General features: G+C 40.1%; 32 protein-coding genes. 8 read left to right on the plus strand and 24 right to left on the minus strand.

From position 1 onward, the window contains the following. Positions 1-254 precede the first annotated feature (254 nt). The 3 genes from ftsN to V6W77_RS10120 form a co-directional block, all read right to left on the minus strand. Positions 255-1,127 carry a cell division protein FtsN gene (ftsN, locus tag V6W77_RS10110; RefSeq protein WP_334229798.1) on the minus strand — a complete coding sequence of 291 codons (873 nt, stop codon included), beginning with the start codon at positions 1,125-1,127 and terminating at the stop codon, positions 255-257. A gap of 126 nt (positions 1,128-1,253) precedes the next feature. Then, the gene (locus V6W77_RS10115; protein ID WP_334254565.1) at positions 1,254-2,006 is read right to left on the minus strand and encodes a class I SAM-dependent methyltransferase; all 753 of its coding nucleotides are present in this window, start codon (positions 2,004-2,006) and stop codon (positions 1,254-1,256) included. Then, the gene (locus V6W77_RS10120) at positions 2,003-2,665 is read right to left on the minus strand and encodes a M15 family metallopeptidase (protein WP_334254566.1); all 663 of its coding nucleotides are present in this window, start codon (positions 2,663-2,665) and stop codon (positions 2,003-2,005) included. The genes V6W77_RS10115 and V6W77_RS10120 overlap by 4 nt, the downstream gene beginning before the upstream one ends. Positions 2,666-2,816: 151 nt before the next feature. Here V6W77_RS10120 and dapD point away from each other — a divergent pair, with 151 nt between their 5' ends. The 8 genes from dapD to V6W77_RS10160 all read left to right on the plus strand — a co-directional run bounded on the left by dapD (position 2,817) and on the right by V6W77_RS10160 (position 9,284). Continuing rightward, on the plus strand, positions 2,817-3,641 hold the full coding sequence (gene dapD, locus V6W77_RS10125) for a 2,3,4,5-tetrahydropyridine-2,6-dicarboxylate N-succinyltransferase (protein WP_025236897.1): 825 nt from the start codon (positions 2,817-2,819) through the stop codon (positions 3,639-3,641). A gap of 58 nt (positions 3,642-3,699) precedes the next feature. Further along, complete coding sequence (locus V6W77_RS10130; protein WP_334254567.1) at positions 3,700-4,158, plus strand: GNAT family N-acetyltransferase; 459 nt, start codon at positions 3,700-3,702, stop codon at positions 4,156-4,158. A 3-nt stretch (positions 4,159-4,161) separates the two neighbouring features. Next, the gene (gene aroQ / locus V6W77_RS10135) at positions 4,162-4,599 is read left to right on the plus strand and encodes a type II 3-dehydroquinate dehydratase (protein WP_334254568.1); all 438 of its coding nucleotides are present in this window, start codon (positions 4,162-4,164) and stop codon (positions 4,597-4,599) included. A 9-nt stretch (positions 4,600-4,608) separates the two neighbouring features. Further along, positions 4,609-5,391: a glycosyltransferase family 32 protein gene (locus V6W77_RS10140; protein WP_334254569.1), complete on the plus strand. Its 783-nt coding sequence runs from the start codon at positions 4,609-4,611 to the stop codon at positions 5,389-5,391. A gap of 249 nt (positions 5,392-5,640) precedes the next feature. Beyond that, complete coding sequence (gene accB, locus V6W77_RS10145; protein ID WP_334237808.1) at positions 5,641-6,111, plus strand: acetyl-CoA carboxylase biotin carboxyl carrier protein; 471 nt, start codon at positions 5,641-5,643, stop codon at positions 6,109-6,111. Positions 6,112-6,182: 71 nt separating this feature from the next. Then, entirely contained in the window at positions 6,183-7,526 is a 1,344-nt protein-coding gene (gene accC, locus V6W77_RS10150; protein ID WP_025236902.1) for an acetyl-CoA carboxylase biotin carboxylase subunit, read from the plus strand. 150 nt (positions 7,527-7,676) lie between these two features. Beyond that, entirely contained in the window at positions 7,677-8,873 is a 1,197-nt protein-coding gene (locus tag V6W77_RS10155) for a ribosomal protein uL16 3-hydroxylase (protein ID WP_334254570.1), read from the plus strand. Between the two features lie 78 nt (positions 8,874-8,951). Further along, a complete protein-coding gene (locus tag V6W77_RS10160; protein WP_334254571.1) occupies positions 8,952-9,284 on the plus strand; it encodes a MazG-like family protein in 333 nt (110 codons plus the stop codon). A gap of 77 nt (positions 9,285-9,361) precedes the next feature. Here the strand turns inward: V6W77_RS10160 and rplS are convergent, their stop codons facing one another. The 21 genes from rplS to rplN all read right to left on the minus strand — a co-directional run bounded on the left by rplS (position 9,362) and on the right by rplN (position 20,050). Then, on the minus strand, positions 9,362-9,712 hold the full coding sequence (rplS, locus tag V6W77_RS10165) for a 50S ribosomal protein L19 (RefSeq protein ID WP_025236905.1): 351 nt from the start codon (positions 9,710-9,712) through the stop codon (positions 9,362-9,364). Positions 9,713-9,738: 26 nt separating this feature from the next. Then, positions 9,739-10,494, minus strand: coding sequence for a tRNA (guanosine(37)-N1)-methyltransferase TrmD (trmD, locus tag V6W77_RS10170; protein WP_334247952.1), 756 nt, complete (start codon positions 10,492-10,494; stop codon positions 9,739-9,741). Between the two features lie 45 nt (positions 10,495-10,539). Continuing rightward, positions 10,540-11,067: a ribosome maturation factor RimM gene (gene rimM, locus V6W77_RS10175; protein WP_025236907.1), complete on the minus strand. Its 528-nt coding sequence runs from the start codon at positions 11,065-11,067 to the stop codon at positions 10,540-10,542. Between the two features lie 33 nt (positions 11,068-11,100). Next, the gene (rpsP, locus tag V6W77_RS10180) at positions 11,101-11,349 is read right to left on the minus strand and encodes a 30S ribosomal protein S16 (protein ID WP_005599334.1); all 249 of its coding nucleotides are present in this window, start codon (positions 11,347-11,349) and stop codon (positions 11,101-11,103) included. A gap of 193 nt (positions 11,350-11,542) precedes the next feature. Beyond that, positions 11,543-11,929, minus strand: a complete 387-nt coding sequence (gene rplQ, locus V6W77_RS10185) for a 50S ribosomal protein L17 (RefSeq protein ID WP_027073865.1) — start codon at positions 11,927-11,929, stop codon at positions 11,543-11,545. A gap of 33 nt (positions 11,930-11,962) precedes the next feature. After that, on the minus strand, positions 11,963-12,952 hold the full coding sequence (locus V6W77_RS10190) for a DNA-directed RNA polymerase subunit alpha (RefSeq protein WP_025236909.1): 990 nt from the start codon (positions 12,950-12,952) through the stop codon (positions 11,963-11,965). Between the two features lie 30 nt (positions 12,953-12,982). Continuing rightward, on the minus strand, positions 12,983-13,609 hold the full coding sequence (gene rpsD, locus V6W77_RS10195; RefSeq protein ID WP_006250017.1) for a 30S ribosomal protein S4: 627 nt from the start codon (positions 13,607-13,609) through the stop codon (positions 12,983-12,985). 28 nt (positions 13,610-13,637) lie between these two features. Then, positions 13,638-14,027 carry a 30S ribosomal protein S11 gene (gene rpsK, locus V6W77_RS10200; protein WP_005705959.1) on the minus strand — a complete coding sequence of 130 codons (390 nt, stop codon included), beginning with the start codon at positions 14,025-14,027 and terminating at the stop codon, positions 13,638-13,640. Positions 14,028-14,043: 16 nt separating this feature from the next. Next, positions 14,044-14,400 (minus strand): 30S ribosomal protein S13, encoded by a 357-nt coding sequence (rpsM, locus tag V6W77_RS10205; RefSeq protein WP_005599322.1) that lies wholly within the window; start codon positions 14,398-14,400, stop codon positions 14,044-14,046. Between the two features lie 137 nt (positions 14,401-14,537). Beyond that, complete coding sequence (gene rpmJ, locus V6W77_RS10210) at positions 14,538-14,651, minus strand: 50S ribosomal protein L36 (RefSeq protein ID WP_006250018.1); 114 nt, start codon at positions 14,649-14,651, stop codon at positions 14,538-14,540. Positions 14,652-14,672: 21 nt separating this feature from the next. Then, entirely contained in the window at positions 14,673-15,995 is a 1,323-nt protein-coding gene (gene secY, locus V6W77_RS10215; RefSeq protein WP_025236910.1) for a preprotein translocase subunit SecY, read from the minus strand. A 3-nt stretch (positions 15,996-15,998) separates the two neighbouring features. Then, on the minus strand, positions 15,999-16,433 hold the full coding sequence (gene rplO / locus V6W77_RS10220) for a 50S ribosomal protein L15 (protein WP_025236911.1): 435 nt from the start codon (positions 16,431-16,433) through the stop codon (positions 15,999-16,001). Between the two features lie 4 nt (positions 16,434-16,437). After that, the gene (rpmD, locus tag V6W77_RS10225; RefSeq protein ID WP_006250021.1) at positions 16,438-16,614 is read right to left on the minus strand and encodes a 50S ribosomal protein L30; all 177 of its coding nucleotides are present in this window, start codon (positions 16,612-16,614) and stop codon (positions 16,438-16,440) included. A gap of 6 nt (positions 16,615-16,620) precedes the next feature. Next, complete coding sequence (rpsE, locus tag V6W77_RS10230) at positions 16,621-17,121, minus strand: 30S ribosomal protein S5 (protein WP_005705945.1); 501 nt, start codon at positions 17,119-17,121, stop codon at positions 16,621-16,623. A gap of 14 nt (positions 17,122-17,135) precedes the next feature. Beyond that, positions 17,136-17,489, minus strand: a complete 354-nt coding sequence (gene rplR, locus V6W77_RS10235; RefSeq protein WP_025236912.1) for a 50S ribosomal protein L18 — start codon at positions 17,487-17,489, stop codon at positions 17,136-17,138. 14 nt (positions 17,490-17,503) lie between these two features. Then, entirely contained in the window at positions 17,504-18,037 is a 534-nt protein-coding gene (gene rplF / locus V6W77_RS10240; RefSeq protein WP_025236913.1) for a 50S ribosomal protein L6, read from the minus strand. Positions 18,038-18,053: 16 nt separating this feature from the next. Then, positions 18,054-18,446 carry a 30S ribosomal protein S8 gene (rpsH, locus tag V6W77_RS10245; protein ID WP_025216416.1) on the minus strand — a complete coding sequence of 131 codons (393 nt, stop codon included), beginning with the start codon at positions 18,444-18,446 and terminating at the stop codon, positions 18,054-18,056. Between the two features lie 36 nt (positions 18,447-18,482). Then, the gene (gene rpsN / locus V6W77_RS10250; protein ID WP_025216415.1) at positions 18,483-18,788 is read right to left on the minus strand and encodes a 30S ribosomal protein S14; all 306 of its coding nucleotides are present in this window, start codon (positions 18,786-18,788) and stop codon (positions 18,483-18,485) included. A gap of 11 nt (positions 18,789-18,799) precedes the next feature. After that, complete coding sequence (gene rplE, locus V6W77_RS10255) at positions 18,800-19,339, minus strand: 50S ribosomal protein L5 (RefSeq protein ID WP_025236914.1); 540 nt, start codon at positions 19,337-19,339, stop codon at positions 18,800-18,802. A 17-nt stretch (positions 19,340-19,356) separates the two neighbouring features. Further along, on the minus strand, positions 19,357-19,668 hold the full coding sequence (gene rplX / locus V6W77_RS10260) for a 50S ribosomal protein L24 (protein ID WP_283386706.1): 312 nt from the start codon (positions 19,666-19,668) through the stop codon (positions 19,357-19,359). A 10-nt stretch (positions 19,669-19,678) separates the two neighbouring features. Then, entirely contained in the window at positions 19,679-20,050 is a 372-nt protein-coding gene (gene rplN, locus V6W77_RS10265; RefSeq protein ID WP_005711998.1) for a 50S ribosomal protein L14, read from the minus strand. Between the last annotated feature and the right edge of the window lie 177 nt (positions 20,051-20,227).

Below are 20,227 nucleotides of genomic sequence, written 5' to 3' on the forward strand. Positions count from 1 at the left end.
TACTAACCTAATCAAAAAATAAGGTTAGCAACTATTTTGTCTACTATGCCAAGGTACTCATAATTTAGCTTAATTCACTATAATTGGACTTCCCTAATATTCTCTACTCTATTAACGCTAGTTTAAACATTTCTATTACTTATCTTATAATTATAAATCTACAAATAATTTTCCTAAACAAAAAGAGAGCTATATAGCTCTCTTTTACTTTATATTTATATTTATATTTATATTTATATTTATATTTAAAATTATTACATCGCTACAATTACACATTCTGCTACGCTACGAGCATTTGACTGTGCTCTTGAAGTTGCTGCTCTATCGCCAACCGGACCAACAAAAACACGATTCCAATCTGCACTGCTGGCAATTCGAGCATTAAATCCTGCCATAGCAAGGCGTGCTTGCATATTTTCTGCTTGAGCTTTATTTTTAAATGCCCCACATTGTAAACCGAATTTACCTGCTTGATTTGCCGCTTTATCTGCCGGTGTTGCCGCACTTGCAACAATTTTAGCCGGTTGTTCTTTTTTCACTTTTTCTTCTGCTAACTTAGCTTGCTCAGCCTTTTTAGCTTCTTGCTGTTTTTTCAATTCAGCTTGTTTACGCTTTTCTTCCGCTCTCTTTTGAGCTAAGGCTTCCTCTTCCGCTCTTTTTGCTGCCAGAGCCTCATCACTTAATTGAGGCTCTTGTGTTGCCTTATCTGTTGTCTCTGCTGGAGTTTCTACTGTTGAATTTTGCTGTACTTGTTCAGCTAAACGCGCTTCTTCTTGTTTACGTCTTTCTTCAATTTGTTGCTTTTGCTGAGCTGTTAATTGAGCTAAACGTTCTTGTGAAGTTTGATTATTATCAGTAATGACCGTGCGAGTTTCCAAATCACGAATATAACTCCAGCTTTCCTCCGGTCTGCTCGGCAATTGACTTTTTGGCTGCTGTTGAACTGGTTGTGCTGTATTCGAAACAGTTGTTGGAGCCGGTGCATTTGCTTTTAAAAGCCATAATGCAATACCGCAACCTAAAATCAAACCAATAATTAGGATCAGAACCTTTTTTAACGCACTTTCTTTTTGTGTTTTTTTACTTTTTTTCTCGTTTGAACGAGCAACATAATCACGCTGTGGCACAATAACCGCCTTCCCTAAATAAAAAATAAACTAATTTGTAAATTTTACTGTAAAAATAACCGCTTGCCTATCTTATATACCGCATTCTGTTTTAAAGTTTTGTAAAAAACGACAAAAAGATCCTGTTTATTCGTTTTTTTGATGAGAAAGATAAATATCAAAACGGTGATTTTTCGTCATATGGGAAAAATCCGGTTTTTGATCTGCCAAAAAAGGAGCATAATCCGGGCGTTTCACCACCACTCGTTTTTTCGCTAACGCCTTTGCCGGCAGAAAAAAATCATCGGAATCTAAATCTGCCCCGACTAAATGCTGAAACACTCGCATCTCTTTTTTTACCAAGGCACTTTTTTGTTTGTGTGGATACATCGGATCTAAATAAACAACATCTGCCGCATTCAGTTGTGGTTCAAGCAGCGAAATGTTGCGAACATCCGCCAAAATCATTCGTTCTTGCATAAAACTGCCGATTTCTGGATCTTGATAAGCCCGATTTAGCCCATCTTCCAATAATGCCGCCACAATAGGATTTCGCTCCACTAACAGTACCTTGCAACCTACGGCAGCTAATACGAACGCATCTCGCCCTAAGCCTGCCGTAGCATCAATCACTGTAGGTAAATAATCGCCTTTAATGCCGACCGCTTTTGCCACTGCTTCGCCCCGTCCGCCGCCAAATTTTCGGCGATGAGCCATAGTGCCATCTACAAAATTCACAGCGATTGCCCCAAGTTTTGGCTCGTCTAACTTACGTAATTCCAAACGTTCTTCGGTTAAAACTAACGCAAGGGAGCTATCAGCTTGATGAATTAGCTGCCATTTGTCGCAAATATGTTGGAATTTGTCGTGATTATCGGTTTCGTTAATTAATTGGATCATTTTAGTAATTCATCAAAATGGGCAAGTAAACAGGCTTTGCCCGCGACATCTTCGTCTTGCCAAGCGGATTTCAGCATTTCATCGGTAAATAATGTTTCATATTCTGCCGCAATCGGGCGATAGCTGATATGCCAAGGCTCAAATCCGACTCGATTATGCGTGCCGTCAAAGGGGAAATAAAAACCAAATTGTTCTGCGTGAGCGTGTAGCCACTCGGTGAGTTCAGCAAAATAGCCACCTTCTAAATACTCCCAAGGCTCTAACAAAAGTTGGGTATTTTCAGGGAGCAAATCTGGGTCGAAAATATCAATTTCCGTCCCCCAATGATGTCGGCTTGAACCGGGAACCGCCGACCAACGCAACATTGCTTGGCATTTTTCGAAATCGGAGAGTTGGCTCATATCAATCGCAGTGCCATTATCATCGTGAACTTTACGTTCTCCGTTGAATTTCATATTCCAAATTAATTTTTGGCGTTCAAAATCCCGAAAGGTACTGGCTGGCTGAAGATTAAAACCTGCCTCTTTTGCCCCTTGTTGCAATGCCAAAAACGCCTCAACCACTTCAGGCTGAAGGAAATGTTTATCCGAAAGCGGATTTAGCAACGCTACCAAATGGACTCGCGTTTTACCAGTTAAAATAGCTGCAAAATTTTCCACAAAAATGACCGCTTGTATGCTAAAAATCAATGGATTGAATTATAAACTAAATTTCAGCGATATGTTTTTTCTTGTGGAAATAAAAGCCTTTCTATGTTAAAAAGTGAGCCGTATTTCCCTTTAAATTTTTAACTGATTAAGGAACACAACAATGTCTTTACAAGCAATTATTGAAGCGGCATTTGAACGCCGTGCAGATATCACACCTAAAACTGTTGATGCAGAAACCAAAGCGGCTATTGAGGAAGTAATCGCTGGTTTAGATAACGGTTCTTTGCGTGTGGCTGAGAAAAAAGATGGCGAATGGGTCGTAAACCAATGGGTGAAAAAAGCCGTGTTACTTTCATTCCGTATCGCAGACAACCAAATCATTGACGGTGCAGAAACCAAATTCTACGACAAAGTACCAACTAAATACGGCAATTATACGGAAGAACAATTCAAAGCAGATGGCATCCGTGCCGTACCGGGTGCAGTAGTACGTAAAGGTTCACACATCGAGAAAAACGTGGTATTAATGCCATCTTTCGTGAACATCGGTGCATACGTTGGCGAAGGCACAATGGTGGATACTTGGGTAACCGTAGGCTCTTGTGCACAAATCGGTAAAAACGTACACCTTTCAGGCGGTGTGGGCATTGGTGGCGTATTAGAGCCGTTACAAGCAAACCCAACTATTATCGGTGATAACTGCTTTATCGGTGCACGTTCTGAAATCGTGGAAGGCGTGATTGTGGAAGATAACTGCGTGATCTCAATGGGCGTATTTATTGGTCAATCCACCAAAATCTACGACCGTGAAACTGGCGAAGTACATTACGGACGTGTACCGGCAGGCTCGGTAGTAGTTTCAGGCTCACTGCCATCTAAAGATGGTTCACACAACCTTTATTGTGCGGTGATTGTGAAAAAAGTTGATGAGAAAACACTTAGCAAAGTAGGCTTAAACGAACTTTTACGTTCAATCGAAGAATAATAAATGTTCCCTCACTTTGCAAAAGTGAGGGATTTTTTTACCGCTTGTAAGGAAATATATGGCAATAATCGTCCGAAAAATGGCGGAACAAGATACCGATCAAGTTTTCCCTCTAATGCAAAAACTGGCTGAGTTTGAGCATTATATCGATTCATTTGCAATTACACCTGAGGTTGTAGTTGAATCTGGCTTTCGAAAAAATCCGCCTGATTTCTACTGTTTAGTAGCAGAAAATGAAGGAAAGATTGTAGGAATGTTAGTCTATTACTTCCTGCCTTATACCGCTCAAAATCGTCCTGCTATTTATATGAAAGAGTTGTATGTTGATGAAACGGCTCGTAATCAAAAAGTGGGCGAAGCATTAATGGAAGCCTTAAAAGCGGAGGCAAAAGCACATCGCTGCACAATAATCAAATGGACAGTTGCCCCTTGGAACGAGGGAAGTATTCGTTTCTATCAACGTTTAGGAGCAACCGAAAATCGTGAATGGTTAAACTACGAATTAAGTGTGGAGTAGGTAATGAAAAAAATCTTACTATTAAACGGTCCAAACCTGAATATGCTTGGCAAGCGTGAGCCTGAAATTTACGGTTCACAAACGTTAGCAGATATTGAAAACCATCTGAAAACTTTAGCCTCATCGCAAGGGGTAGAACTAGATTGCTTCCAAGCGAATGGTGAAGAACCAATCATCAACCGTATTCATCAAGCTTTTCAGAACACCGATTTTATTATTATTAACCCCGGAGCGTTCACTCACACCAGCGTGGCAATTCGTGATGCGTTGCTCTCTGTTTCAATTCCTTTTATTGAAGTACATCTTTCTAATGTGCATAGCCGTGAACCTTTCCGCCATCACTCCTATCTAAGTGATATAGCAAAAGGCGTTATTTGTGGCTTGGGGGTTAAAGGCTATGAATATGCGTTGGATTTTGCGATTTCACAATTAAAAAAATAAGGTAATAAAATGGCAGTTAAAAATGAACAATTTATCGTTATCTGTAACGGTGTGATTCGCTTATTTGGCAATATTGTAAAGGTGCTGAGCTACCCTTTCCACGCTCTGTTTCCGAAAAAACGCTTTACGATTCCGGAATATAGTCCAGCAAAAATTCGCTCTAACAAGCCAACAAAAATTACCAAAACAATTTGGCAAACGAATTATTCAAATAAAGTAACCTTGCCAATGTATGCCAATTATTTATTTAATCGCTTGATGTCATTAAGTTATGATTATCGTTATGTCAGCACAGAAGAACGTGAGGCCTATATCAAAGCCAATGCAGACGAACGCACTTTTAATGCTTACAGCAAGCTTACGGATGGTGCAGCTCAAGCTGATTTCTGGCGAATCTTCACTTTATTAAGAGAAGGCGGCATTTATATTGATATTGATGGGCATTTGGTCTACCCGCTTTCTAAAATTATTAATGAAAACGATAGCGAGGTATTAATCAAACGCCGTGATAAATATACTAACTTTTTCTTAGCAAGCGAAAAAGGTAACTGGATTTTAAAAGATACGCTTGAGCTAATTATCAGCAATATTGAAAACCGTCGCATTGAGGGTGGTGTATTTGTAATGACAGGTCCAGATACATTAAATAATGCCATTGGCGATAAAGCGGTAAATTTTCGCCGTGATAAAGTAACCTGTGCACAAGGCACATTCACAAATGAGTATTTTCAATATATCGACAAACCGGGCAGCAAATGGAACTACAAGAAGAATGAGGATTTGCTCAAATAAGTTACAAGCAGTTGAAATTTGCAAAAAATTTACCATTTTTGACCGCTTGTTATCGGTAAAATTTTGATTACCCCAACTGGTACGATGAATACTAAAATCACGTATTTTCGCCAAATTTATGAGATTTTATTCGCAAAATCCGTGAAATTCAGGTATTCTACACCCAGAATTTTTAGCTCTGCATTCTATTATTTACGATAAAAAATGCAGAGTTCTATTTTTATTATTAATCACACACGGAATCTTATTATGGATATTCGCAAAATCAAAAAACTTATCGAATTAGTTGAAGAATCTGGCATTACTGAATTAGAAGTGTCTGAAGAAGAAGGTACAGTACGTATTAGCCGTGCTGCACCAGCAGCAGTTGTTGCTCCTACTGTTCAATATGCAGCTGCACCTGTTGCTGCCTCTGCTCCTGCTGCCGCTCCACAACCTGCTGCACCAGCCTCTTTCCCTTCTAATGCGGCAACGGAGCAAGTAAGTGGACACGCTGTACGTTCTCCAATGGTAGGTACGTTCTATCGTAGCCCAAGCCCGGATGCGAAAGCCTTTGTGGAAGTAGGTCAAACCGTGAAAATCGGCGATGCACTCTGCATTGTTGAAGCGATGAAAATGATGAACCGCATTGAATCAGATAAAGCCGGTGTAGTTAAAGAAATTTTAGTTAATGATGGCGAACCGGTTGAGTTCGACCAAAAATTATTCATCATCGAATAATCTATGTTTGCCCTTATATTTTATTTAATAGGGGCATCTTTCCAACCAATTCACTTCAAGGGAATCTCCCAATGTTAGAAAAAGTTGTTATTGCAAACCGTGGCGAAATTGCTTTACGCATTTTACGAGCCTGTAAAGAATTAGGCATTAAAACGGTTGCCGTTCACTCAACAGCAGACCGTGAATTAAAACATGTTTTATTAGCAGATGAGACTATCTGTATTGGTCCTGCTCCTTCTGTTAAAAGTTATTTAAATATCCCAATGATTATTGCGGCAGCAGAAGTAACAAATGCAGATGCAATTCACCCGGGCTATGGTTTCTTATCTGAAAATGCTAACTTTGCAGAACAAGTTGAAAAATCAGGTTTTGTGTTTATCGGTCCAACAGCTGACGTAATCCGTTTAATGGGCGATAAAGTATCTGCAATTAATGCGATGAAAAAAGCGGGCGTGCCTTGCGTACCGGGTTCTGATGGTCCTATTGGTACTGATCCGAAGAAAAACAGAGAAATTGCAAGCCGCATCGGCTACCCTGTTATCATCAAAGCCTCTGGCGGTGGCGGTGGTCGTGGTATGCGTGTTGTTCATCACGAGAAAGATTTAGAAGAATCTATCGCAATGACTAAAGCTGAAGCAAAAGCAGCCTTTAATAACGATATGGTTTATATGGAGAAATATTTAGAAAATCCACGCCATATTGAAATTCAAGTGCTTGCTGATACACACGGTAATGCCGTTTATTTGGCGGAACGTGATTGCTCAATGCAACGTCGCCACCAAAAAGTGGTGGAAGAAGCACCGGCACCGGGTATTACGGAAGAATTACGTAAATTCATCGGTGAACGTTGTGCAAATGCTTGTCGTGAAATCGGCTATCGTGGTGCAGGTACATTCGAGTTTTTATACGAAAACGGCGAGTTCTATTTCATTGAAATGAACACACGTTTACAGGTAGAACACCCTGTTACAGAGATGATCACAGGCGTGGACTTAGTGAAAGAGCAACTGCGTGTTGCAGCCGGTTTACCACTTTCTATTAAACAAGAAGATATTAAAGTGAAAGGACACGCTATTGAGTGTCGTATCAATGCGGAAGATCCTCAGACTTTCTTACCGTCTCCGGGCAAAATTACACGCTTACACGCACCGGGTGGTTTAGGTGTACGTTGGGATTCTCACATTTACTCAGGCTATAGCGTACCACCACATTATGATTCAATGATTGGTAAACTCATCACTTTTGCAGAAGATCGTGATATTGCTATTCGTCGTATGGAAAATGCGTTATCTGAAACAATTGTTGATGGAATTAAAACAAATATTCCATTGCATACACAAATTCTTTCTGATAGCGAATTCCGCAAAGGTGGCACAAATATCCACTATTTAGAGAAAAAACTCGGTCTTAAATAACCCTCAAAGGCGAACAATGTTCGCCTTTTTCATTATTTTCTTACCCAAAATGTGAATGATGTCGCTAAATCATAAAAAATTTCACGTTTTCTGCGATTTCTCAGGTAGAATATTAAATAAACTAAAGCAATACAATCGTAAGGAGCATTTATGAACATTCCATTCTGCTTACCTGAAAACATTAGCCCTGAAACATTTTTACGTGAATATTGGCAAAAACGTCCTCTTTTAATTCGTAATGGCTTACCTCAAATTGTAGATTTATTTGAGCCGGAAGATATTATGGAATTAGCCTTAGAAGAGGAAGTTACTGCACGCCTTATTCAATGCAAAGGGGATAAATGGTCTGTAAAAGCAAGCCCGCTTGTAGAAGAAGATCTACAGAATCTGCCGGAGCAATGGTCTGTTATGGTGCAAAATCTTGAACAATGGTCGCCAGAACTGGGAGAATTATGGCAAGCCTTCGGTTTTATCCCACAATGGCAACGTGATGATATTATGGTGTCCTGCTCGCCATTAGGTGGCACTGTAGGAAAACATTATGATGAATACGATGTTTTCCTCGTTCAAGGCTATGGACAACGCCGTTGGCAGCTTGGCAAATGGTGTGATCCAAGTACCGAATTTAAACCAAACCAACCTATCCGTATTTTTGATGATATGGGCGAGTTGGTATTAGACGAAGTGATGAACCCGGGCGATGTGCTTTATGTGCCGTCCAGAATGGCTCATTATGGCGTATCAGAAAGCGATCAAGGCTTAACATTCTCGTTTGGTCTACGTTATCCGAATGCAACAGATTTATTAGAGAACCTCTGTAAAACCATTGAGCAACAAGCGGATACGATTAATTCATCGGAATTTCATATTCCATTCCGTTTAAGCCCGAATGAGCAACCTAGTGCATTACTTGATCCGAAAACGGTTAAAACCTTTAAACATCATTTAATCGATCTACTGCAAAATTCTGATCAATTTGACGATCTACTTACTCATAGTGTGGCAACAGCAGTGAGCTCACGTCGCTATGAATTGCTACAAACAGATAATGAATATTATCCGGATGAAGTTCAAGAAGTGTTAGAAGCAGGCGGCTGGTTGCAACAAGATGCGAATGTGAAAATTCTTTATACTGAAAACCCACAACGTGTTTATGTAAATGGCGAATGGATTGATGAGCTGAATGAAGCAGAAATGACGTTACTTACTCGCATCGCAAATGGTGATTCAATTTCGTGGAATAAGCTCGCTTCCAAAGTGCAAGATCAAGCAGAGCTGGAACTAATTCTAGATACCATCTGCGATTGGTTAGGCAGCGGTTGGATTATTTTATCGGAAGCGGAATAGTCGTAAATCTTACAAGCGGTTAAATTTGCAAAAAAATTTGTAAATTTAACCGCTTGTTTATTTAAATAAGGGAGTAAGATGCAAATTGAACAATATCAACAATGGGTTCGGGCGTTTTATCAACAACAAGGTTGGTATGAGCGTAGCCCCTTTATGCGAGTAACCTATCTCACCGAAGAAATAGGTGAGGTTGCCTGTGCAATAAGAGCCATTGAAATCGGGCGTGAACGACCTGATGAAAGCGAAGCCTCCCACCAACAGAAACGGGAAAATTTGATCGAAGAGCTAGGCGATGTAATGGATAATTTATTTGTACTTGCCGATAAATACGGCATCTCAATGACAGAAGTGGTTGAACGTCATCAAGCAAAATTTGAGAAACGTTATTTGCAAAAGAATGTGGAAAAATGACCGCTTGTTATCATCAAAAACAAAAGCCTTGGGGAAAACCCAAGGCTTTTATGCATTTCACACTGCGTTGTAGCAAATTAGTCGCCAAGACGCTCTTTGATACGTGCAGATTTACCAGAACGCTCACGTAAGTAGTAAAGTTTAGCTTTACGTACTGCACCTTTACGTTTAACAGCAATGCTATCAATTACAGGTGAGTGAGTTTGGAATGTACGCTCAACGCCTACGCCGTTTGAAACTTTACGTAGTGTGAATGCAGAGTGCAAGCCACGGTTACGAATTGCAATAACCACGCCTTCGAACGCTTGCAAACGTTTTTTACTACCTTCTACTACCCATACCTTAACTTCTAATGTATCACCTGGACGGAAGCTAGGTAAATTTTGTTTTAACTGTTCTTGTTCAAGTTGTTTGATGATGTTACTCATTTTAAAAACCTTCTATAATCCTAGAATTAACTGATTTTGTGTTGTTTTTTAATTTGATTCAACAACACTCTCTGTTCGTCAGTCAGAGCTAGGCTATCCAATAGCTCAGGGCGTCTTAACCACGTTCGTTCAAGCGATTGTTGTAACCGCCATTTGCGAATTTGCTCGTGGTGTCCCGACATCAGCACTTCTGGGACAGGCATACCGTCTAACACTTCAGGGCGAGTATAATGCGGGCAATCTAATAAACCTTCTGCGAAAGAATCTTCCAACGCCGAAGCCTGTTTGCCTAATACACCGGGAACAAACCTTGCAACAGCATCAATTAATGTCATTGCAGGCAGTTCTCCCCCTGTCAGTACGTAATCTCCGATTGACCATTCCTCATCAACTTCAGTTTGAATCAATCTCTCATCAACCCCTTCATATCGTCCACAGATTAAAATCAGTTTCTGATTTGAAGCTAACGTTTGCACGCCGGCTTGATCAAGTTTACGACCTTGCGGTGAAAGGTAAATTACTTTAGCCTCTACACCATCTGCTGCTTTGGCTGCCTCTTTAGCTGCACGAATTGCATCACGTAAAGGCTGAACCATCATTAACATTCCCGGACCACCACCGTAAGGGCGATCATCCACGGTTTTATGTTTATCTAATGTGAAATCGCGAGGATTCCAACATTCTATTTGCAGCAGATTTTGTTTAACTGCACGTCCTGTTACCCCAAAATCGGTGATTGCTTTAAACATTTCAGGGAATAGTGAAATGATACCAATCCACATCATTAATGCCTCAAATGCTTTTAAAAGCTAACCGCATACCTGAGGTTAGAAACCAGCATCCCACTCCACCGTAATGGTTTTGGTGGCGAGATCTACTCTTTTAACTACTTGTTCGTATAAGAACGGAATTAATCGTTCTTGTTTACCAAAAGCATCTTTGCTGTTTGCACGCACCACTAACACATCGTTTGAGCCTGTTTCCATCATTTCAGTTACAGTTCCCATTGTGTAGCCTTCCAAGTTTACTACTGTACAACCGATTAAATCGTGCCAATAGTAATCCCCTTCTTCCAATTCAGGAAACACAGATAAATCCACACCAATTTCGGCATTAGTTAATAACTGTGCAGCTTCACGGTCTTCTGTACCCTTTAATTTCACAATCAAATCATTGCTGTGATAACGCCAAGCTTCGAGCTCGACTGGCTGCCATTGCCCTTTGATTTTTAAGAACCATGGCTGATAGTCGAAAATACTTTCAGATTGTTCTGTTGATGAATAGAGGCGTAACCAGCCACGGATCCCATAGGTTGAACCTAATTTCCCGACAACTTCAATTTTTTGTTCGCTCATACTCACCTACTTATATAATTTTGGCTTAAAAAATTAAGCTGCTTTGCGAGCTTCTTTAACTAAAGAAGCAACACGGTCTGATAAATCAGCACCTTTAGCAACCCAAGCATCTACTTTAGCCACATCTAAACGTAAACGCTCAGCTTGACCTGCTGCTAATGGGTTGAAGAAACCGATACGCTCGATAAAGCGACCATCACGAGGTGAACGGCTGTCCGCTACCACGATTTGGTAAAATGGGCGTTTTTTAGCTCCGCCACGAGTTAAACGAATGGTTACCATAACCTTTCCTCTAAAATGTTGATAGTAAAAAATAAACCCTCGTTCGAGGTGAGGGTAACGAACTTGCCCCAAAAGGGAAAACAAGCGGTCAAATTATACAGATTTTTTGCAAAAAAACAAGGTATATAAAGATCTGCATATAAAAGAAAACCCCGATAAGAATATCGGGGTTTTAGGTTCAAACTTAATTAGATTATTCCGCTGCTGCTTCTGCTGCAACTTCCGGACGATCTACTAACTCAATGTAAGCCATTGGTGCGTTATCGCCTGCACGGAAACCACATTTTAAGATGCGGGTGTAACCACCGGCACGATTTGCAAAACGTGGACCTAATTCATTGAATAATTTAGCAACTGTATCAACGTTGCGTGTACGGGCAAAAGCTAAACGGCGGTTTGCAACGCTGTCTGCTTTAGCTAAAGTAATTAACGGCTCAACTACACGACGTAACTCTTTTGCTTTTGGTAAAGTTGTCTTGATGATTTCGTGTTCAACTAGAGAACTTGCCATATTGCGGAACATCGCTTGGCGATGGCTGCTGTTACGGTTTAATTGACGTCCACTCTTACGATGGCGCATAACCTATTCCTTCTTAGAAAATCTATACCGAAACTAGTCTTCTGCAATGCTTGCAGGCGGCCAGTTTTCAAGGCGCATACCGAGTGATAAGCCACGAGAAGCTAGAACATCTTTGATCTCTGTAAGAGATTTTTTACCTAAGTTAGGCGTTTTAAGTAGTTCAACTTCTGTACGTTGGACTAAATCACCAATATAGTGAATTGTCTCTGCTTTTAAACAGTTAGCAGAACGAACTGTCAGCTCTAAGTCATCTACCGGACGAAGAAGAATTGGATCAAATTCTGGTTTTTCTTCTTTCACTTCAGGTTGACGAACATCACGCAAATCAACGAATGCAGCAAGTTGCTCTGCTAAAATCGTTGCAGCACGACGGATAGCTTCTTCTGGATCTAACGTACCATTAGTTTCCATCTCAATAACAAGTTTATCTAAGTCTGTACGTTGTTCAACACGTGCAGCTTCTACATTGTAAGCAATGCGATCTACTGGTGAAAAACGTGCATCAACTAGTAAACGACCGATTGGACGGTCATCGTTTTGAGTATGAAGACGTGCTGATGCAGGTACATAACCACGACCACGTTGTACACGAATACGCATACTAATTGACGCATTCTTATCTGTTAAATTACAGATAACGTGATCGGGATTTACGATTTCTACATCGCCATCGTGTGTGATGTCGGCTGCAGTTACAGGGCCAATTCCAGATTTATTGAGTGTCAAAATAATATCATCTTTATTTTGCACTTTCACCGCTAGACCTTTAAGGTTTAATAATACCTCAAGAATATCTTCCTGAACGCCTTCTTTGCTGCTGTATTCGTGTAATACACCATCAATTTCAACTTCAGTAACTGCACAACCCGGCATAGATGAAAGTAAAATGCGGCGAAGTGCGTTGCCTAATGTATGGCCAAAACCACGTTCTAACGGCTCTAATGTCACTTTAGCGCGAGTTGAACTAATTTGTTCAATATTCACTAAGTGCGGCTTTAAAAATTCTGTCACAGAACCCTGCATTTTTTCCTCTCTTTGCGGTTAAGCTAACTATTATTTAGAGTAAAGCTCAACAATCAGATGTTCATTAATATCTGCTGATAGATCTGAACGCTCTGGACGACGTTTAAATACGCCTTCCATTTTAGTCGCATCAACTTCTAACCAAGTTGGTTTTTCACGTTGAGTCGCTAATTCTAATGATGCTTTAATACGTGCTTGTTTTTTCGATTTTTCACGAACAGCAACAACATCATCAACAGAAACTTGGAATGAAGGAATGTTTACTACACGACCATTTACTACGATTGATTTATGGCTAACAAGCTGACGTGCTTCTGCACGAGTTGCAGCAAAACCCATACGATAAACTACGTTATCTAAACGACCTTCTAATAATACTAATAAGTTCTCACCGGTATTACCTTTTAAGCGGTTTGCTTCTGTATAATAGTTACGGAATTGACGCTCTAAGATACCATAAATACGGCGAACTTTTTGTTTTTCACGCAACTGACTACCGTAGTCAGATAAACGTGGCTTGCGAGCACCGTGTTGACCAGGGGCTACGTCAAGTCTATTTCTACATTTTGATTCAATCGCACGAACGCCTGATTTTAAGAATAAATCAGTACCTTCACGACGGCTTAGCTTGAGTTTAGGACCCAAATATCTTGCCATTTTCTTTCTCCAATGATTCTAACGTCAATTATACACGACGTTTTTTCGGTGGACGACAACCGTTATGTGGAATCGGAGTCACATCTGTAATGTTCGTGATACGGAAACCCGCTGCATTTAATGCACGGATTGTTGATTCACGACCCGGACCCGGACCTTTAACCATAACTTCCAAATTCTTTAAACCAAACTCTTTAACCATTTCTGCACAACGCTCTGCAGCAACTTGAGCAGCAAATGGAGTTGATTTACGAGAACCACGGAAACCTGAACCACCTGCAGTTGCCCAAGCAAGAGCATTACCTTGACGGTCAGTAATGGTAACGATTGTGTTATTGAAAGATGCGTGGATATGAGCTACGCCATCTGCAATCTGTTTTTTAACGCGCTTACGTGCGCGAACTGGTGTTTTAGCCATTATTTATCTACTCCGACTATTTTTTGATCGGTTTGCGTGGACCTTTACGGGTACGCGCATTAGTCTTAGTACGTTGACCACGTACCGGTAAACTACGACGATGACGTAAACCACGGTAGCAACCTAAGTCTAAAAGACGTTTGATGCTTAAAGTTACTTCACGACGTAAATCACCTTCGACAGTAAATTTACCAACTTCTTCACGCAGTTTTTCAATCTGCTCTTCAGACAATTCTCTGATCTTTACATCTTCAGCAATACCCGTTGCAGCACAGATAGCTTTTGCACGAGTTTTACCGATACCATAAATAGCAGTTAATGCGATTACAGTGTGTTTTTGATCAGGAATGTTAATGCCTGCAATACGGGCCACTATGCACTCCTATTATTTAAGTTTATTGATATACTGATCTTGAAAAGCCCGTTTCAGGATACTCAAACAGTATATCAGGACGAATGAGCTGAGCAGTATAACTGCTCAGCGGGTTCTTTGCAAGAAATATGCGTAAATTAACCTTGACGTTGTTTGTGTTTAGGGTCGCTACAAATTACACGAACCACACCTTCACGCTTGATTACTTTACAATTACGGCACATTCTTTTAACTGAAGCACGAACTTTCATTGCTTATCCTTTGTTAAGGGCTTATTGACCTAAGCCTTTTAAGTTAGCTTTCTTCAACACAGAATCATATTGTTGAGACATTAAATGGCTCTGAACCTGTGCGATGAAATCCATAATAACAACCACTACAATTAATAAAGAAGTTCCGCCTAATTGGAATGGAACTTTCCATAATGATGTAATGATGTAAGGAACCAAACAAACAAAAGTAATATATAACGCACCGATTAAGGTTAAACGTGTCATTACTTTATCAATGTAACGAGATGTTTGTTCGCCTGGTCGATAACCTGGTACAAACGCACCTGATTTCTTAAGATTATCCGCTGTATCACGAGGATTATACTGCATTCCTGTATAAAAGAATGCGAAGAAAATTACTGCCATTGTAAATAGGACAATGTACAATGGTTGACCTGGCTGTAATAGTTGTGAAAGGTTAAATAACCATTCGAAACCCTCACTTTGACCAAACCACTGAGTAATACTTGCAGGGAATAAAATAACACTTGAAGCAAAAATTGCTGGTATTACCCCTGCCATATTAACTTTTAGCGGTAAGTGTGAAGATCTTGCAGGTGCCATCATTCTACCTTGTTGGCGACTTGCATAATTCACAACAATTCTTCTTTGTCCACGCTCAACAAAGACAACAAAATACGTTACTGCAAATGCAATTATTGCGACTAATAGTAATACAATAAATGACAACTCACCTTGGCGAGCTTGTTCAATTGTCTGCCCAATAGTTGCCGGAAGATCCGCAACAATACCTGCAAAGATAATCAATGAGATACCATTTCCGATACCACGCTCAGTGATTTGTTCACCTAGCCACATAAGGAACATTGTCCCTGTTACTAAGCTTATTACAGAAGTTATATAGAATAAGATATTTGGATTAGGAACTAATCCTTGTACCATATTCGGTAGGGCTAATGAAATACCAATAGATTGAATAAATGCTAATAGTAATGTGCCGTAACGAGTATATTTACTAATTTTTCTACGACCTGCCTCACCTTCTTTCTTTAATTCAGCTAAAGGTGGGTGAATCGCTGTCAATAATTGAATAATAATTGACGCTGAAATATAAGGCATAATACCTAATGCAAATATAGATGCACGGCTTAAAGCACCACCAGAGAACATATTGAACATATCAATGATGGTGCCTTGCTGTTGTCGAATTAATTCGGATAATACAGAAGCATCAATGCCAGGAACAGGTATAAAAGAACCGATTCGGAAAACGATTAACGCACCTAAAACAAATAACAACCTTGATTTAAGCTCGCCAGTCCCTTTTTGTGTACTACCTTGGTACCCTGGTTGCTTTGCCATCTATTATTCCTCGATAGAACCGCCAGCAGCTTCGATAGCAGCTTTAGCACCTTTAGTTACACGTAAGCCTTTAATTACAACTGCTTTGTCAATTTCACCCGCTAAAATTACTTTAGCTGATAAAATATCTTTAGTAATAATATTAGCTGCTTTTAATGCTTCTAAAGTTACTTCGTTACCATCTACTTTAGCTAAGTCGTTTAAACGAATTTCAGCCACATGGAATGATTTTAGTGATGTAAAACCAAATTTTGGTAAACGACGGTATAAAGGCATTTGACCACCCTCGAAACCACGACGAACACGTCCGCCTGAACGAGATTTTTGACCTTTATGACCACGACCACCAGTTTTACCTAAACCAGAACCAATACCGCGACCTAAACGTTTTCCACTGTGCTTAGCACCTTCAGCTGGAGAAAGAGAATTTAAACGCATTCTATTACTCCTCTACTTTAACCATATAAGATACTTGATTGATCATACCACGCACTGCCGGTGTATCTTCAAGTTCTACAGTATGACGAATATGACGAAGACCTAAGCCTTTTAACGTTGCTTTATGTTTCGGTAAACGAGCAATAGAGCTACGAGTTTGAGTTACTTTAATTTTTGCCATATCCAATTACCCCAAAATTTCTTCAACTGTTTTGCCACGTTTTGCAGCAACCATTTCAGGTGATTTCATGTTTTCAAGTGCATCAATTGTTGCACGAACAACATTAATTGGGTTAGTTGAACCATACGCTTTAGAAAGAACGTTACGAACACCTGCAACCTCTAATACTGCACGCATTGCACCACCTGCGATGATACCAGTACCTTCGCTTGCTGGTTGCATAAATACGCGTGAACCAGTATGAGAACCTTTAACAGGATGTTGTAATGTACCTTCATTTAAAGCTACATTAATCATATTGCGACGAGCTTTCTCCATCGCTTTTTGGATTGCTGCTGGAACTTCACGTGCTTTACCGTAACCAAAACCAACACGACCATTACCATCGCCCACTACTGTTAAAGCAGTGAAACTCATGATACGACCACCTTTTACGGTTTTTGAAACACGGTTAACCGCGATTAGCTTTTCCTGCAGTTCACCAGCTTGTTTTTCGATGTTTGACATCTCAAATTCCTCTATTAGAACTGTAGACCAGCTTCACGAGCAGCATCTGCTAATGATTGCACACGACCGTGGTATTTGAAACCAGAACGATCAAAAGCAACCGCTTGAATACCTTTGGCAATTGCACGCTCAGCTACGATTTTACCCACTACTGCTGCGGCTTCTTTATTACCGGTATATTTAACTTGCTCTTTAATTACTTTTTCAACAGTTGAAGCTGCTGCTAGTACTTCTGAGCCATTAGGTGCAATTACCTGCGCATAGATATGGCGAGGTGTGCGATGCACAACTAAACGTGTTGCACCTTGCTCTCTCATCAAATGACGTGCACGGGTTGCACGACGGATACGAGCTATTTTCTTATCCATAGTGTTACCTTACTTTACTTTTTCTTCGCTTCTTTAGTACGTACAACCTCATCAGAGTAACGTACACCTTTACCTTTATAAGGCTCAGGTTTGCGGTATGCACGAATATCTGCTGCTACCTGACCAATTAACTGTTTGTCAGCACTTTTCAGAATAATTTCTGTTTGTGATGGACATTCACCAGTTACGCCAGCTGGCAACTCATGTTCTACAGGGTGTGAGAAACCTAAACTTAAAGCAACAGCATTGCCTTTCATTTGAGCTCTATAACCAACACCCACTAATTGCAATTTCTTAGTAAAGCCTTCAGTAACACCGATAACCATAGCATTAACAAGTGCACGAGCAGTACCCGCTTGTGCATCTGCATTAGCAACACCTTCACGAGGTGCAAAAGTTAATGCGTTATCTTCATTTTTTACTTCAACTGCGTTGTGAATTTCGCGAGATAACTCGCCATTTTTACCTTTAACTGTTAATAGCTGACCGTTAAGTTTTACCTCAACACCGGCAGGAATATTAACAGGTGCTTTTGCAACACGAGACATTCTTCCTACCCCTTTATTATGCTACGTAACAGATAATTTCACCGCCGAGACCAGCTTGGCGAGCTGCACGGTCAGTCATTACACCTTTAGATGTAGAAACAACTGCAATACCTAAACCACCCATAACTTTTGGTAATTCGTCTTTACGTTTATAAATACGAAGACCTGGACGGCTTACACGTTGAATACTTTCTACAACAGGTTTGTTTTGGAAATATTTTAAAGTAATTTCCAGTTCAGGTTTTGCACCTTCAACAACTTTAACGCTTTCGATATAACCTTCTTCAGCTAAAACATTTGCGATAGCAACTTTTAACTTAGATGAAGGCATACTGATTGCAACTTTATTCGCAGCTTGACCGTTACGAATACGGGTCAGCATATCTGCGATTGGATCTTGCATGCTCATGTATTTACTCCCATGATTCCAAATTAAAAGAGGTTATTACCAGCTTGCCTTCTTAAGACCCGGAATTTCGCCACGCATTGCAGCTTCACGGACTTTAATACGGCTTAAACCAAACTTACGAAGTACACCATGTGGACGACCAGTTTGACGGCAACGATTACGCTGACGGATTGGACTTGAATCACGTGGTAAAGTTTGTAACTTTAACACTGCATCCCAACGTTCTTCATCAGAAGAGTTTTCATTTGAAATAATCGCTTTTAACTCTTGACGTTTTGCGTAGAACTTATCAGCTAATTTAGCACGTTTTACATCACGTGCGATCATTGATTGTTTTGCCACGATAACCTACCTTATTTACGGAATGGGAAATTGAAAGCCGCTAATAAAGCTTGACCTTCTTCATCACTTTTCGCTGTTGTGGTAATAGTAATATCTAAACCACGCACACGATCTACTTTATCGTAGTCGATTTCAGGGAAAATGATTTGTTCACGAACACCCATACTGTAATTACCACGACCATCGAATGACTTAGCGTTTAAACCACGGAAGTCACGGATACGTGGAACAGCGATAGTAATCAATCTTTCAAAGAATTCCCACATACGTTCACCACGTAGGGTTACTTTGCAACCGATTGGATACCCTTGACGGATTTTAAAGCCTGCAACAGATTTGCGAGCTTTGGTTACTAATGGTTTTTGACCGCTAATTGCTGCTAGATCTGCTACTGCGTTATCTAACAGTTTTTTATCGGTCAATGCTTCACCCACACCCATATTCAGGGTAATCTTTTCGATTCGTGGGACTTGCATGACAGATGAGTAGTTGAATTTCTCTTTTAATTCATTAACTACTGTATCTCTGTAGTAATCATGCAGTTTCGCCATCACATTACTCCAGTTAATTAAATTAATTTCTCGTTAGATTTGAAGAAACGTACTTTTTTACCATCTTCAATTCTAAATCCTACACGGTCAGCTTTGTTGGTTTCAGGGTTGAAAATTGCAACATTTGAAGCATCAATCGCAGCTTCTTTTTTCACTAAACCGCCAGCTTTACCTAATGCAGGAACTGGTTTCTCGTGTTTAGTTACGATGTTGATACCCTCAACAAAAACTTTACCATTTGGTAACACTTTAGTTACCTTACCACGTTTGCCCTTATCTTTACCAGTAAGAACAATTACTTCATCGTTTTGACGGATTTTTGCAGCCATTACATTCTCCTTATAGTACTTCTGGAGCTAAAGAGATGATTTTCATAAACTTCTCAGAACGAAGTTCACGAGTCACCGGTCCAAAAATACGAGTACCGATTGGTTGCTCAGTGTTATTGTTTAAAATTACACAAGCATTGCCATCGAAACGAATAACTGCGCCATCTGGGCGACGAACACCCTTCTTGGTGCGCACAACAACTGCTTTTAACACATCACCTTTTTTAACTTTACCGCGTGGAATTGCTTCTTTCACAGTAACTTTGATGATATCGCCGATAGCAGCGTAACGACGGTGCGATCCACCTAGAACCTTGATACACATTACGCTACGAGCCCCTGAGTTATCAGCAACATCCAGCATAGTCTGTTCTTGGATCATATTAGTGCTCCGTTAAAATAAAAAAACACCCTTTCGGGACGAACCTGTTTACAGAACATAAACAGGGTGCAAAATATACTAAAAATAAAGAAATTAATCAAGTAATTTTTAAGTATTATTCTTGATTTCAATGATATATTTTTAGTGAAGTATTTTCCATCTTATCGCATCTTAGCA

Source organism: Mannheimia indoligenes, from assembly GCF_036880405.1.
GTDB classification, from domain to species: domain Bacteria; phylum Pseudomonadota; class Gammaproteobacteria; order Enterobacterales; family Pasteurellaceae; genus Mannheimia; species Mannheimia indoligenes.